The sequence below is a fragment of the Tautonia rosea genome (assembly GCF_012958305.1).
GTDB classification, from domain to species: Bacteria; Planctomycetota; Planctomycetia; order Isosphaerales; family Isosphaeraceae; genus Tautonia; species Tautonia rosea.
In genome coordinates, this window is the sequence record NZ_JABBYO010000002.1 from 92,730 (window position 1) to 106,213 (window position 13,484).

The following is a 13,484-nucleotide window of genomic DNA, read 5'->3' on the forward strand; positions in this document are numbered from 1 at the left end:
GGCGGTCGAGATCGCTGTCCTATCTTTGCGAGTCCTTCATGGCGACGATCGCCTCTCATTCCATGCAAGAGTTGGCCATCTTCAATCGTCGTGGTGCTTGCCTTCGTCGGAGGTTCGGCGTGCGCTCGACCCTCGTCGTGATGACCTTGTCTCTGGGGGTCGTGTCCGGATGCGGAGGAGAACTCCCGGTCGTTGTGGATGGGTCGAGCACGGTCTTTCCGATTAGCGTTGCCGCTCAGGTCGCGTATACAAGGGCCGTCGAGGGTGTGCCGAAGATCACGGTCGATTACCATGGAACCGGGGGCGGCTTCGGACGCTACATCGAGGGTGAGGTCGATATTGTCAACGCCTCTCGGCCCGCCAAGGCCATCGAGCAAGAAAAGGCCTGGGCCAGAGGATTCCTCTGGACTCGTTACCTGGTCGGTCACGACGGAATCACCGTCGCGGTCAACCCGGCAAACACCTTCGTCGACGCCCTGTCCATCGCTCAGCTTCAAGCCCTGTTTGAGCGAGGCAGCACCATCACAACCTGGCGAGACCTGAACCCCGAGTGGCCCGATCAGCCGATCTCCTTCTACACCCCCGATCCCGATTCGGGCACCTACGACACGTTCGTGCACGAAGCCCTCGACCTCTCCGAGCAACGTGAAGACATCCAGCCGAGCGCCGACGATAATGTGCTCGTCAACGGGATCGCCGGTGATGTGAACTCGCTCGGTTACTTCGGGTTCGCGTACTACATGGCCAATCAGGACCGCCTCCGGGCTGTCCCGATTCGAAAGTCCGACGACGCGGAGCCGATCGCCCCCTTGATCGAGACCATTTACGACGGCTCGTACGTCCCCCTTTCCCGCCCTCTGTTTATCTATGTCAAGGACGAGGCGATGAAACGCCCCGTCACCGCCGAGTTCGTCACCTTTTACCTCGATCATGTTGCGAAACTTGCCGAACAAGCTGGCTATGTCCCACCGAACTCGCAGGAACGATCCGAGAATCTGGCCACCCTCAGTCAGGTGAAGGCCTCGATCTCGATGGCCGAGACGACCTCCACCCCAGTCGACTGACCCGATTCCCTCCCTCCTCGTGCTTGAGGCCACTTTTTCCCCTGTAGGCCGGCCGTGACCCAACTGCCTCAGACCACTCCGGGATCTCCCAGCCTGCCCCCCAGACGCTTCTGGATGGGGCAGTCCTGGTTCCAGAAGGGCCAGGAATTCATCATCCCCCCGTTGATCTTTCTCTGTGCCCTCGTCACGGTGCTGACGACCATCGGGATCGTCGCGGTACTCGGCGTTGAGTCGATCCGGTTCTTTCAGATGTCCGGCGTGGGCGTTCTCGAATTCCTGACCGGGACGACCCTCAATCCCAAGGCCGACCCGCCGAAGTTCGGCATCCTCCCGTTGATCTGGGGAACGTTCGTCATCGCCCTCGGCTCCTCGGTGGTGGCCTTGCCGATTGGCCTGCTCAGCGCGATCTATCTCAGCGAGTACGCTCCCGCTCGGCTCCGGGCGGTGCTGAAACCGACCCTGGAGCTTCTGGCCGGGGTGCCGTCGATCGTCTATGGCTACCTCGCCTTGCTGCTGGTGACTCCCGTGCTCAAGGCGGTGCTGGAGCCGATGGTCCGGGTCGAATTCTACAACGCCCTGAGCGCGAGCATCGTCGTGGGGGTCATGATCATTCCGATGGTCTCGTCCCTCTCCGAAGACGTCCTGTCGGCCGTCCCTCGGGGGCTGCGCGAGGCGGCCTATGGTCTCGGGGCCACCAAATTCGAGGTCTCGACGCGGGTGGTCTTGCCGGCCGGGCTTTCGGGGGTCCTCGCCTCGTTCATCCTGGCGATCAGCCGAGCCGTTGGCGAGACGATGGCCGTCTTACTGGCCGCGGGAGTGAAACCTCAGATCGTGCTCAACCCCCTGCGATCGGTCGAGACAATGACCGCCTACATCGTCAACACGATGAAGGGTGAAGCCGCGGTCGGAACCCCCGAGCATCTTTCACTTTATGCCGTGGGATTGGCGCTGTTCGTGGTCACGCTGGTGATGAATATCATCTCGGGGATCATCCTGCGGCACTTCCGGGAGGAGTACCAGTGAGCCGGCCGAGCGATCGGATGTACCGGCCCCGCCAGGTCCGCCGCCGCCTCTTTGGCGTGCTGTTCGCCGGGCTTTGCCTGGTGGCCACACTCAGCGGGGTGGTCATCCTGGCTGTCTTGCTCGGTTCGGTGCTGGCCAAGGCGCTGTCTCATCCGCCGAACCCTCCCTGGTACGAGTTGGGGCACCACGTCACTGAGTTCTGGCGCTTCATGACCCGGATCGCGACCTCGACGAACTCTCCCGAGCCCAGCGAGGCTGGGTTCAAGGCCGGGATCGTCGGCAGTCTCTGGCTCCTCGTCCTGGTGACCCTGATCGCCATTCCAACCGGGGTCGGTGCCGGGCTTTATTTGGAGGAATATGCCCCTCCTGGCCGAATCCGGCGGATCATCCAGACGAACATTGCCAACCTGGCCGGCGTGCCGTCAATTGTCTACGGCATTCTTGGCCTGGTCGTTTTCAGCCGGGCGTTCGGGTTCGACCCCCTCGCCCTGGGCAAGATGCTCTGGGCCGGAGCCCTGACGCTCAGCCTGCTTGTCCTGCCGATCGTGGTCATCGCCACTCAGGAATCGCTCCGTGCCGTGCCGTCGTCACTTCGTCAGGCCGCCCTGGCGCTCGGGGCGACCCGCTGGCAGGTGATCCGCGATCACGTCCTGCCCTCGGCCTTACCAGGCATTCTCACCGGAACGATTCTGTCCGTCTCCCGAGCCATTGGGGAGACGGCCCCGCTCTTGATGGTCGGAGCCGCAAATTCGATCCTCTACACCCCGTCGAGTCCGTCGGACTACTACACGGCCTTACCGGTCGAGATCTACAATTTCGCCACGCTCCCCCGAGAGGAGTTCCGGACCGTTGCCGCTGGTGGCATTCTGATTTTGCTCGCCTTGTTGCTTTCCATGAACGCCGTGGCCATCTTCCTGAGAACCCCGACCGGTCGTCGGCTCGCGGGACGGGGGATCACTCAAATCAGCCGGATGGGCTGGGCCGTGAGCCAGAGCTTGCACCCCTCGCAGCGAACCTTTGCAAACGGTGACTCCGAGCTTGGCGTCCCCGGACCTCCTTCGAATCCCTCGATCACCAACCCTGGGGATCCGCATTCGAAATGAGCATTGATCAGCAGTCGCCCCCCACCTCGCTCGACCTTCCCTCGCCCGAGACGTCGGCCGTGGTTCTTGAGGCACGCGATCTGAGCGTCTGGTACGGCTCCACGGAGGCCCTCCACCAGATCAATATCGCCATCCCTCGCAACCGGATCACCGCCCTGATCGGTCCGTCAGGCTGCGGCAAGAGCACCTTGCTGCGCTGCTTCAACCGGATGAACGACCTGATTCCGACCTTCCGCATGGAAGGCCGACTGGAATTTGACGGCGAAGAGATTGTCGGCGATCAGGTCGATCCGGTCGCGCTTCGTCGTCGCGTGGGGATGGTCTTCCAGAAGCCCAATCCGTTCCCGAAAACCGTCTATCAGAACGTGGCCTGGGGAGCCCGCATCAACGGCTATATCGGAGACATGGATGAACTCGTCGAGCGGTCCCTCCGGCGGGCCGCGCTTTGGGACGAGGTCAAGGACAAGCTCCATCGCTCCGGCCTCGATCTTTCCGGGGGCCAGCAGCAGCGCCTCTGTATCGCCCGCACCCTGGCCGTCGAGCCCGAGGTGATCCTCATGGACGAACCCTGCTCGGCACTCGACCCCATCTCAACGGCCCGCGTCGAAGACCTGATGGAAGACCTGAAGGACGACTACACCATTGTCATCGTCACCCACAACATGCAGCAGGCTCGCCGCACGAGCGACATGACTGCCTGCCTCATGCTTGACGAGGACCGTGGCAACGCCCACCGCCCCGGCGTCTTGGCCGAGTTCAGCCCAACCGATCTCCTCTTCACCACCCCCAAGGACCGCCGCACCGAAGCCTACATCACCGGCCGCATCGGCTGAGAACCCCACCCCCGGTCCCCGTTCAGGGCCTCAGCTCGGTAAAACTTTTCTGCCCTGAGAATTGCCCCGCGTACCCTTTGACCGGGGCCTCTCGAACTTCCTCCAGAATGACCTGGCAGATCGGCATCCCCACATCCAGGGCGACGATCAGGTGTCCGAGGTTGAAGATTTCGAGCTGAATGGGAAGGCCTCGCTCGTTCGGGTCTTCTGGATTGTCGCCGAACCCGGCGTGAATCGTTGGCGCGGTCACGTGAACCCCGACGCCCAGCCTCGCCAGGCTGCTCTTTCCCTCCACGCGCGCCGCCAGTCGAGCGCCTTTGGGCAGATGGATCGCCTGTTGCGTGTAACCGAGCACAAACTGCCCCGGTTGGAGTTCATACCCTTCGGTTGAGATCGGCACGCGCTCGGCCCGATCTGGGTCTTCGAGCAAGCGACGGACATTGAACCCTGGCATTCCCGGTCGCACCGCCGGGCCTCCCGGCTTCCAGCGGACGAGGGTGGCGTCGAGCGTCAGATCGACCGCCGTCGAGGTCCAGAGATGCTCGTCGGGAACCGGGTCGATCCTGAGAAATCCGTGTCGGATCGCCGCCTCGATCTCCCGGTCCGAGAGAATCATGGGATGGGCCTGTCCACGTGTCTCAGGTGTTCGAAGCTAATCCAGGCCCGATTGGCCCCGGAGTATGCCTCACACGGAAATTCGACCAGAACTCGTCGCCGCTCTCGGTCGATTTGCACGAATCCGACCGGCAGGAACGGAACCCCTTCATGCCGATTGATCAAGGTCGGTGTCACGTCAAGATACTGGGTCCGGCCGTCCTCGTCGGTCACGCAGGCGGTCAGGTGGTCGTCCCGAAGGCCGGGAGAGAGTTCGCAACGGACTTCCTCGAAGTAGGTAATCTCGGTCATCGTCGCATCTCGTGCAGGTCGAAGGCCGATCAGAACATCGGGATGCTACAACAGTCCCTCTTCCTCTTTCGATTCGGCCGGGGCGACGGTTCCGGTCCATTGCTCTCTCTGATGATTGCCCGATCGAGGTCCGAAGACAACCTTCGGGAGGATCCGGCGGCTCGGTCCGCTTCCGTCCTTACCAGATTCCCGGTTAACATGGACTCATGGTCAAAACGCTTTGCGAGGCGCTCGACGCCTCGATCGACGAAATGGGAGAGTTCCTCCGGACCGTCCGGCGGTATTTTCATGCGCATCCCGAACCGAGCCGGGAAGAGTATCAGACAACTCTGGAACTCTCCCGCCATCTGACCGACGCCGGAATTCCCCACGAAATCGCCCCCACCGGCCGGGGCATCATCGCCGGACCGGAAATCGGAATCGACGGCCAACCTCGGATCGCCTTTCGGGCCGATATGGACGCCCTTCCCTTGCAAGAAGGAAAGCTTGCCGTCCCCTATCGCTCAACCCGAGATGGCGTCATGCACGCCTGCGGTCACGACGCGCATTCGACCATGGCCCTCGGCGCCGCCCTGGCGCTGCATCGCTGCCAGGCCCACTTGCCTCGGCCGATCGCCTGGCGAGCCATCTTCCAGCCCGCGGAGGAAACGGCCGAAGGGGCCGTTGAGATGATCCGGGCTGGTGCGATGGAAGGGGTCAGTGCCATCGTCGCGCTGCACGTCGATCCGGAGCTGGAAGTCGGCCGCGTGGCCCAGCGTGCCGGGGTCCTGACGGCCGATTGCCGAGACATCCGGATCATCATTCGGGGACGCGGGGGCCACGCCGCTCGGCCTCACCTGTCCATCGACCCGATCGCCGCGGCCGCTCAGTTCATCACCGGTGTGTACCAGTGCGTGCCCCGAGCTGTTGATGTGCGAGAGCCGGTTGTCGTGAGCTTCGGTTCGATTCACGGCGGGGAAGCCAATAATGTCATCCCCGATCATGTCGAGATCGACGGCACCATTCGATCGCTCAGCCAGTCGGCCCGTGAACGTGCCAGTGCCGCCATTCAGAGCGTTGCCCGGGCCGTGAGCGTTGCCACCGGGGCCGAGGTGCATGTCGAGTTCCTCCACGGCATCGATCCGGTGATCAACGATCCGTCGGTCATTGCCGTCATGGCCCATGCCTCGGCCGAGATCCTCGGGGCGGATCGGGTCGGAGCGATCCCTCACCCGAGTCTCGGTGGCGAGGATTTTGCAGCCTACCTGGCCCTTGCCCCCGGTGCGATGCTTCGCCTCGGTGTGGCAGGGGCCGCCGGATGGCCCACGCTGCACTCCCCCCGCTTCGACATCGACGAGCGGGCTCTGGTTCTGGGGGCCAAGATCCTGGCCCGTTCCGTTGTCTTGCTTTCCGAAAAGGGGTGAGGTCATGGCCGATCGCCTGGAATTCGTCCGCAACAACTGGCCGAGCCTGGGCGTTGAGATCGAGCTCCAGCTCGTCGACGCGCAGACCCTCGCCCTGCGCAATGCGATCGGCGACATTCTCCCCGAGGTCCCCGCCGCCCTGTCCGAGCGGGTCAAGCCCGAGATCATGCAGTGCTACCTGGAGATCAACACCGAGATCTGCCAGACCGCCGCCGACGTCAACCGCGATCTCTCCGAGAAGCTCGGCGTCGTTGAGCAAATTGTCGATCGTCACGGACTTCGCCTGTTCTGGGCCGCCACGCATCCCTTCTCCCACTGGCACGAGCAGCAGATTTCGCCCGATGACCGATATCACGGTCTCGTCGACTTGCTTCAGGAAACGGCCCGACGCCTGGTCACCTTCGGCCTCCATGTTCACGTTGGGGTCGATTCGGGCGACAAGGCCATCATGATTTGCGATCGCATGCTCCGGCACCTGCCGACCTTGCTTGCCCTCTCGGTCAACAGCCCCTTCTGGTCCGGTCGCAATACTGGCCTGCACTCGCAGCGCAGCAAGGTTATGGACGACCTGCCCACGGCCGGACTCCCTCCCGTGATGCGGAACTGGAGCGAATACGTCTGGCTGCTCAACCACCTCATCGACACCGGCTTCATCCGCACCTTGCGAGAAGTCTGGTGGGATATCCGCCCGCACCATAACTTCGGCACGGTCGAGGTCCGCGTCTGCGACATGCCGCCCGACCTGCCGACCGTCGTCGGCCTCGCCGCCTTGATCCAGTGCATCGTTCACGACCTTTCCCGGCAGATCGACGAGGGAACCTACCTTCCCGACGGCCACCCCTTCATGAATCGCCAGAACAAGTGGCGTGCGTGCCGCTACGGCATGGCCGCCGAACTGGTCGACCCCTTCACCGCCGAGGCCCGGCCCGCCCGCCGGATCGTCGCCGATCTCGTCGAAACCCTGGTCCGTCGCGGTGTCCCCGAGGAACTCGGCTGCCTTCGAGAACTCGAAATGGTCCTCGACATGGCGGAGCAGCCGACCGGCTCCGAACGCCAGGTCGCCATCTTCGAGCAGACCGGCGACCTCCAGGAAGTCGTCCGTCAGATGCTCGACAGACGACCCTTCGAGCCTCTGGTGACTTCATGAGTTCTTCGCGCGTTTTTCATAAGATGCCTGTTCGTCTCCGGGTACGATAACGAGGGATTGGTCGGAGTGGACGGTGGCCGTCGAGGCCTGATCGAGGGACGGAGCCCCTCGTTCCCGGAGCCCTCGGGACGAGCATTCGCCGCCCGATCGATCCGAAGCCTCTCAATTCCTCCGGTCCGCAACCTCCGGGCGACGGATTCCTCCATGGCCAACACGCAAATTCTGATCGTCGAAGACGAACATCACCTGGCCGACACGCTGGCGATGAACCTCCGCCGCGAAGGCTTTGATGTCCTAATCGCTTACGATGGCCAGGACGGTCTTCGACAGGCCCAGCTCCGACTGCCCGACCTGATCGTGCTCGACCTGATGCTCCCGGTCAAACCCGGCCTGGAAGTCTGCCGAGAACTCCGATCCGGCTCCCAGACCCGAGACATCCCTATTCTCATGCTCACGGCCAAGGCCGAGGAAAGTGACGAACTGATCGGCCTGGCCGTCGGGGCCGATGACTATGTCACCAAGCCCTACAGCCTCAAGGTCCTCATCCAACGCATCAAGAACGTCCTCCGCCGCCGTGCCAGCCACGCGGCGACCGCCTCGGCCGTCGTCTTCGAGGTCCAGGGGGTGACGATCGACAAGCATCGTCACCGCGCCTTGTTTCAAGGCGCGGAGCTACCCTTGACCCCCACCGAGTTCCGGCTTCTGGAGGTCCTGCTACGACAGGCCGGTCGGGCCTTCACCCGTCACGAATTGATGGACGCCGCGATTGGCGAAGATGCCATGGTTCTGGAGCGGACCATTGATGTCCATATCAAGAGCCTTCGAAAGAAGCTCGGCGCCGGCTCCGATCTGATCGAAACGGTCCGGGGCGTCGGTTATCGCTTCCGAGAAGCCGATCTCGTGGCGCACGACTGAGGACTGGCCGGTCCCGGTTCGGCCCTGAGCCGATGTCCCAGCGGGGCCTCGATCGACGGCCAGCATTCCGCCGCGGTCGCTGCAACAGCCGTCGGTTCCTCGATTGTGACCATCTCACCGCTCAGGCGAGCCAGGGCCGCCTCGGCCTCGTCTCGCTGCCGCAACTCGGCCCGCACCACGGGCACATGTCTTGGTGCGTCGATCCCGAGGCGGACCTGTCCGCCTTCGAGCCGCACGACCGTGACACAAATGTCGCGGCCGATGTAGAGTTTTTCCATGCGTTTGCGCGTCAGAACGAGCATCGTTGGCATGCTCCTGGGAGCCACAAACCGGCCGCCCTGCCACCCCTGCGGCAAGGGCAAATCGTGGTTCGTGCTCGCGGGGTCGAGGTGAGTCTTCAGGAACCCTAGGTCACGCTTGGTCAACGCAATCGCTCCGTTCTCCCACTTCTCTACGACTCTTGCCGGCCATCTCTGGGCGAAGGCCCTCGAATTCCCGTATAATGCTCGCTGACGCGATCCGGCCCAACGGCCGCCGCCTGGTCGGATCGGCTTGCAGTCCGGTCGCAGGTCGTCGAGTCCCCGGACCGTTCATCCGGTCTCCAAGGTACTCGCGTCGAGATTCTGGTGACGGAGAATCGGGCCGCCGATGGCTCGTCGATCGATCGAATCAAGGTGAGGAAACGATGCCGCAGCACTCCGCCGTGATCATCATCGGTTCGGGCTCCGCCGGCCTGACCGCCGCGCTCTACTCGGCCCGCGCCAACCTCTCCCCGATCGTCTTCGAAGGCCGAGAGCCCGGTGGCCAGCTCACCCTAACGACCGACGTCGAGAATTTTCCCGGCTTCCCCGAGGCCATCAACGGCCCCGACCTGATGAACAAGATGCGCGAGCAGGCCCAGCGATTCGGGGCCGACACCCGCTGGGAAACCGTCGTCGGTGTCGATCTCTCGAAGCGCCCCTTTCGCGTCAAGACGACCGACGACCCCAGCGGCGACCCCGAAAGCGGCACCATCACCGAGTACACCGCCGACGCCCTGATCGTCGCCACCGGCGCCTCGGCCCGTTGGCTCGGCAACGAAGGCCCCTTCAAGGGGGCCGGTGTGAGCACCTGTGCCACCTGCGACGGCCACTTCTATAAGGGAAAGGAAATCGCCGTCGTCGGCGGCGGCGATTCGGCGGTCGAGGAAGCCACCTTCCTCACCCGCTTCGCCTCGAAGGTCACCTTGATCCACCGCCGCGAGGAGCTGCGGGCCTCGAAGATCATGCAGGACAAGCTCTTCGCCAACAAAAAGATCGCCTACGCCTGGAACTCCGTGGTCGACGAGGTTTACGGCGAGACCGACCCCCGGCCAGTACTCAAAGGGGTCAAGCTCCGCTCAACCGAGGACACCGACGCCGTTTCCGATCTGAACATCTCCGGCCTGTTCCTGGCGATCGGCCACATCCCGAACACCGGCATCTTCAAGGGGAAACTGGCCACGACCCCCGAGGGCTACCTCCTGACTCGCGCCGCCCTGGCCTGGGACGGGATCGAGGCCCCGGCCGATCTCCGCGATCGGATGCCCAACTACAGTTCCGCCACGGATGTCGAGGGGGTCTTCGCCTGCGGAGACGTGGTTGATACCCATTATCGACAGGCGATCACCGCCGCCGGCTCCGGATGTGCCGCGGCCATGGATGCCGAGAAATGGCTCGAAGCCACCGGCGCCGGTCATTGATCCCTTGATTCTGCTTCGAACACCCGGCGGCGGTCGACCTGGAACGCCGCCCGGTCTACAATTGTGATATCGAGGAACGGCCGGCAACCCACTCGCACGCCAGCCACGCGCCCGAAGTGCCCCCGTCGGGCTGCCCCATTTAAGGACGGAACAACGAGCCGATGGAGAATTCGAGAACCCCCAAAGACGGCGACACCGACCGCAAGCCCGCTGATCGCCGCAAGCCCGGTAGCAACGGCGGCGGCAGTGGTGGCGGAGCGACCGGCACGCCGACCCCCCCGTGGTCGCTCTTGTTCCTGATCGCGGCGATGGTTCTCGTCTTCCTGATGTGGAACCCGTTCAAGTCCGAGATCCGCGTCAGCTACTACCCCTGGTTCCTCGATCAGGTCAACACCGACAACGTCGAGTCGATCACCTTCCAGGGACGCGACGTTCGCGGCAAACTCCGCACCCCCGACGAGCAATACAAGGCCACCGACAGCGCCAAGGCTCAGACCGTCTCTCAGTTCACCACCACCATTCCGACCGAAGACGCGCTCGATCGGGTCATGGCGGTACTCCAGGGCGAGACCATCCCCGCCTCCGGTGAGGTCCGCTCGAACCCCCCGCCTCGGATCGAGGTCCTTGAGCCGCAGGCCCCTACCACCTTGCTCTGGCTCAGCTTCCTGCTGCCAATGCTCCTGATCGGCGGCCTGATCTTCTTCATGATGCGTCGCGCTCGTGATCAGTTCGACGGGGGCATCCTCGGCAACTTCACAAAAAGCCAGGCCAAGCGTCACGATAAGTCCAAGCAGCGAACCACGTTCGACGAGGTCGCCGGCCTTGAGAACGCCAAGGCCGAGCTCCAGGAAATCGTCGAGTTCCTCAAGACCCCCGAAAAATTCCAGCGCCTCGGAGGCCGGATTCCCAAGGGTGTCCTCCTGATCGGCCCTCCCGGCTCGGGAAAGACTCTGCTCGCCCGGGCCGTCGCTGGCGAAGCCGGTGCGCCGTTCTTCTCGATCTCCGGCTCGGAATTCATCCAGATGTTCGTCGGCGTCGGTGCCAGCCGCGTCCGAGACATGTTCAAAACCGCCAAGGAAAACTCACCCTGCATCCTCTTCATCGACGAGATCGACGCCGTCGGTCGCGTCCGGGGGGCTGGCCTTGGCGGCGGACACGACGAACGCGAACAGACGCTCAACCAGATTCTCACCGAGATGGATGGCTTCACCCCGAGCGAAACCGTCATCGTCCTGGCCGCCACCAACCGGCCCGACGTGCTCGATCCGGCACTGTTGCGTCCCGGCCGCTTCGATCGTCATGTCACCGTCGATCGCCCGACCCGCAAGGGACGCTTTGAAATTCTCAAGGTCCACACCCGAAACGTTCCCCTGGCCGACGAGGTCGATCTCGACTCCATCGCCCGCGGTTCCGTTGGCATGTCCGGCGCCGATCTGGCCAACCTTGTCAATGAGGCGGCACTCATCGCCACCCGGGAAAACAAAGACAAGGTCGATATGCAGGACTTCGAGGCCGCCCGAGACAAGGTCATGATGGGCGCCAAGCGTGAGGAATTCATCACCCAGAAAGACAAGCGAGCCACTGCCTACCACGAGGCTGGGCACGCCCTTGTCGCCTGGATGACGCCCAAGACCGACCCCGTTCACAAGGTCACGATCATTCCCCGAGGCCGATCGCTCGGCGTCACCCAGTTCATTCCCGAAGAAGATCGCCTCGGCTACTCCGAGAGCCAGATCAAGGCTCGCCTTGATGTCTTGCTCGGCGGTCGAGCCGCCGAGAAGCTCGTCTACGACGACCTCTCCACCGGCGCGGCCGAAGACCTGAAACAAGCGACCCGGCTGGCCCGGATGATGGTCACCCAGTGGGGCATGAGTCCCCGCGTCGGACCCGTTTACGTTCAGGGGGCCGAGGAACACCCCTTCCTCGGCCGCGAAATGACCGAGGCCCGCGACCACTCCGAGCACACCCAGCAGGTCATCGACGAGGAGGTTGCCCGCATCCTTCGCGAGGCCGATACCCGCGCCTTCCGCCTCCTCGAAGACAACCGAGAACATCTCGAACGCATGACCGATTCCCTCATCGAACGCGAGGTCATCACCGACGTCGAGATCGAGGAGATGATCGGCAAGCGAGCCCTCGACCCGGCCGACCAGCGCTCCGACGAGGTCGTCGCCTCGACCGACGCCCATCCCGGCAACCTCTCCCCCCGATCCGTCGATCAGAACGGCGCGGCGGGTTAATCAAAGGGCTCTTGGCCTGGCACTCAACCGAGAGGCCGGGCCAAACGCTTCCCGACTCCCTCCCCGCTTGGTAGCCTTGGGGGCGTTGGCTTGCTCCCTGCCCCCCGCACCGTGCGAGGTCCGAGTTTACGATGTCCGCAACCGCTCCGAAGGGCACCCCGGTCGTCTGCGCCGGGGTGATCGTCGCCGATCACCTGACCCCGCCCATCGACCGATTCCCCCAACCGGGAGAGCTCGTCAAGGTTGACGAACTCGTCCTGAACATCGGCGGCCTGGCCGCAAATGTGGCCGTCGTCCTCTCGAAGCTCGGTGTAGGGGCCCGCATTTGCTGCCGGGTCGGTGGCGACGCCTTCGGCCGATTCGTCGCGGAAACCCTGGAACACGCCGGCGTCGAGACGTCGAGCCTCATCGTCGACCCCGACCGCGACACCAGCCAGACCCTCATCGTCAACGTCAAGGGTGAGGATCGCCGGTTCATCCACAGCTTTGGGGCCAATGCCGCCCTCTCGGCCGCCGACCTCGATGCGGCGATCACCCCCGAGGCCCGCGTTCTTTACGTCGGCGGCTACCTGATCCTCCCCGGCCTCGACCCGGACGCCCTCGCCGACCGCTTCGCCCGGGCCCGATCCCAGGGGATCACCACCGTCCTCGACGTCGCCTGTCCCGGCCCGGCCGACTACCTCTCGAAACTCAAGCCGGTCCTCCCTCACACCGATGTTTTTCTGCCGAACTCCGACGAGGCCGCCCTCATCCTCAACGGCGAGACCGACGCGATCCGACAGGCCGAGGCCTTCCGCGCCCTCGGTGCCGCTCGAGTCGTGATCACCCGAGGCGAGCACGGCTCGATCTCCCTCTCCGACTCCCACCGCCTGAAGCTCGGCGTCTACCCGGTCGATTACGTCGACGGCACCGGCAGCGGCGACGCCTTCGACGCCGGTTACATCGCCGCGATCATCTCCGGCCTCGACGAGCCCGGTTGCCTGAAGCTCGCCAGCGCTCTCGGTGCCAGTTGCGTCCGGGCCGTCGGCACCACCGCCGGCATCTTCTCCCGAGCCGAGGCCGACCGCTTCATCGCCGAGCACGACTTGCCGGTCGAGTCGATCTGACCGCGTTCTCACCCGGTCAAGTGC

The 13,484-nt window shown here is 63.9% G+C and carries 13 protein-coding genes; 10 read left to right on the forward strand and 3 right to left on the reverse strand.

Annotated elements, in window-relative coordinates; genetic code table 11:
- Positions 1–119 precede the first annotated feature (119 nt).
- The 4 genes from HG800_RS03105 to pstB are packed head-to-tail and all read left to right on the forward strand — an operon-like array spanning position 120 to position 4,023.
- A complete protein-coding gene (locus HG800_RS03105; RefSeq protein WP_169973683.1) occupies positions 120–1,064 on the forward strand; it encodes a PstS family phosphate ABC transporter substrate-binding protein in 945 nt (314 codons plus the stop codon).
- Between the two features lie 54 nt (positions 1,065–1,118).
- A complete protein-coding gene (pstC, locus tag HG800_RS03110; RefSeq protein WP_315851959.1) occupies positions 1,119–2,087 on the forward strand; it encodes a phosphate ABC transporter permease subunit PstC in 969 nt (322 codons plus the stop codon).
- Complete coding sequence (pstA, locus tag HG800_RS03115; protein WP_315851960.1) at positions 2,084–3,190, forward strand: phosphate ABC transporter permease PstA; 1,107 nt, start codon at positions 2,084–2,086, stop codon at positions 3,188–3,190. Before pstC ends, pstA begins: the two co-directional genes overlap by 4 nt.
- Positions 3,187–4,023, forward strand: a complete 837-nt coding sequence (gene pstB, locus HG800_RS03120) for a phosphate ABC transporter ATP-binding protein PstB (protein ID WP_169973685.1) — start codon at positions 3,187–3,189, stop codon at positions 4,021–4,023. Before pstA ends, pstB begins: the two co-directional genes overlap by 4 nt.
- Positions 4,024–4,045: 22 nt before the next feature.
- Here pstB and HG800_RS03125 read toward each other — a convergent pair whose 3' ends face one another.
- Positions 4,046–4,639 carry a dCTP deaminase gene (locus HG800_RS03125; protein ID WP_169973688.1) on the reverse strand — a complete coding sequence of 198 codons (594 nt, stop codon included), beginning with the start codon at positions 4,637–4,639 and terminating at the stop codon, positions 4,046–4,048.
- Positions 4,636–4,929 (reverse strand): hypothetical protein, encoded by a 294-nt coding sequence (locus HG800_RS03130; RefSeq protein ID WP_169973691.1) that lies wholly within the window; start codon positions 4,927–4,929, stop codon positions 4,636–4,638. The genes HG800_RS03125 and HG800_RS03130 overlap by 4 nt, the downstream gene beginning before the upstream one ends.
- A gap of 206 nt (positions 4,930–5,135) precedes the next feature.
- On the opposite strand from HG800_RS03130, the gene HG800_RS03135 reads away from it, so the two are divergent.
- From HG800_RS03135 to HG800_RS03145, 3 genes are all read left to right on the forward strand, one after another.
- The gene (locus tag HG800_RS03135; protein WP_169973693.1) at positions 5,136–6,332 is read left to right on the forward strand and encodes a M20 metallopeptidase family protein; all 1,197 of its coding nucleotides are present in this window, start codon (positions 5,136–5,138) and stop codon (positions 6,330–6,332) included.
- Between the two features lie 4 nt (positions 6,333–6,336).
- Positions 6,337–7,479 (forward strand): carboxylate-amine ligase, encoded by a 1,143-nt coding sequence (locus HG800_RS03140; protein ID WP_169973696.1) that lies wholly within the window; start codon positions 6,337–6,339, stop codon positions 7,477–7,479.
- A gap of 204 nt (positions 7,480–7,683) precedes the next feature.
- Complete coding sequence (locus HG800_RS03145) at positions 7,684–8,394, forward strand: winged helix-turn-helix domain-containing protein (RefSeq protein ID WP_169973698.1); 711 nt, start codon at positions 7,684–7,686, stop codon at positions 8,392–8,394.
- Here HG800_RS03145 and HG800_RS28365 read toward each other — a convergent pair.
- On the reverse strand, positions 8,355–8,819 hold the full coding sequence (locus HG800_RS28365; RefSeq protein WP_390622606.1) for a carbon storage regulator: 465 nt from the start codon (positions 8,817–8,819) through the stop codon (positions 8,355–8,357). The genes HG800_RS03145 and HG800_RS28365 overlap by 40 nt on opposite strands.
- A 260-nt stretch (positions 8,820–9,079) precedes the next feature.
- Between HG800_RS28365 and trxB the strand changes: the two genes are divergently transcribed.
- The 3 genes from trxB to HG800_RS03165 all read left to right on the forward strand — a co-directional run bounded on the left by trxB (position 9,080) and on the right by HG800_RS03165 (position 13,460).
- The gene (trxB, locus tag HG800_RS03155) at positions 9,080–10,114 is read left to right on the forward strand and encodes a thioredoxin-disulfide reductase (protein ID WP_169973700.1); all 1,035 of its coding nucleotides are present in this window, start codon (positions 9,080–9,082) and stop codon (positions 10,112–10,114) included.
- A 161-nt stretch (positions 10,115–10,275) separates the two neighbouring features.
- On the forward strand, positions 10,276–12,354 hold the full coding sequence (ftsH, locus tag HG800_RS03160; RefSeq protein WP_169973702.1) for an ATP-dependent zinc metalloprotease FtsH: 2,079 nt from the start codon (positions 10,276–10,278) through the stop codon (positions 12,352–12,354).
- A 131-nt stretch (positions 12,355–12,485) separates the two neighbouring features.
- Positions 12,486–13,460, forward strand: a complete 975-nt coding sequence (locus tag HG800_RS03165; RefSeq protein WP_169973705.1) for a carbohydrate kinase family protein — start codon at positions 12,486–12,488, stop codon at positions 13,458–13,460.
- The last annotated feature ends 24 nt before the right edge of the window (positions 13,461–13,484 follow it).

Excerpts from the sequence above, each read along its gene's own strand:
- HG800_RS03135 (WP_169973693.1), top strand. The coding sequence starts at position 5,136 with ATGGTCAAAACGCTTTGCGAGGCGCTCGACGCCTCGATCGACGAAATG.
- ftsH (WP_169973702.1), top strand. The coding sequence starts at position 10,276 with ATGGAGAATTCGAGAACCCCCAAAGACGGCGACACCGACCGCAAGCCC.
- HG800_RS03145 (WP_169973698.1), top strand. The coding sequence starts at position 7,684 with ATGGCCAACACGCAAATTCTGATCGTCGAAGACGAACATCACCTGGCC.
- trxB (WP_169973700.1), top strand. The coding sequence starts at position 9,080 with ATGCCGCAGCACTCCGCCGTGATCATCATCGGTTCGGGCTCCGCCGGC.
- HG800_RS03125 (WP_169973688.1), bottom strand. The coding sequence starts at position 4,639 with ATGATTCTCTCGGACCGGGAGATCGAGGCGGCGATCCGACACGGATTT.
- HG800_RS03165 (WP_169973705.1), top strand. The coding sequence starts at position 12,486 with ATGTCCGCAACCGCTCCGAAGGGCACCCCGGTCGTCTGCGCCGGGGTG.
- pstB (WP_169973685.1), top strand. The coding sequence starts at position 3,187 with ATGAGCATTGATCAGCAGTCGCCCCCCACCTCGCTCGACCTTCCCTCG.
- HG800_RS03130 (WP_169973691.1), bottom strand. The coding sequence starts at position 4,929 with ATGACCGAGATTACCTACTTCGAGGAAGTCCGTTGCGAACTCTCTCCC.
- HG800_RS03140 (WP_169973696.1), top strand. The coding sequence starts at position 6,337 with ATGGCCGATCGCCTGGAATTCGTCCGCAACAACTGGCCGAGCCTGGGC.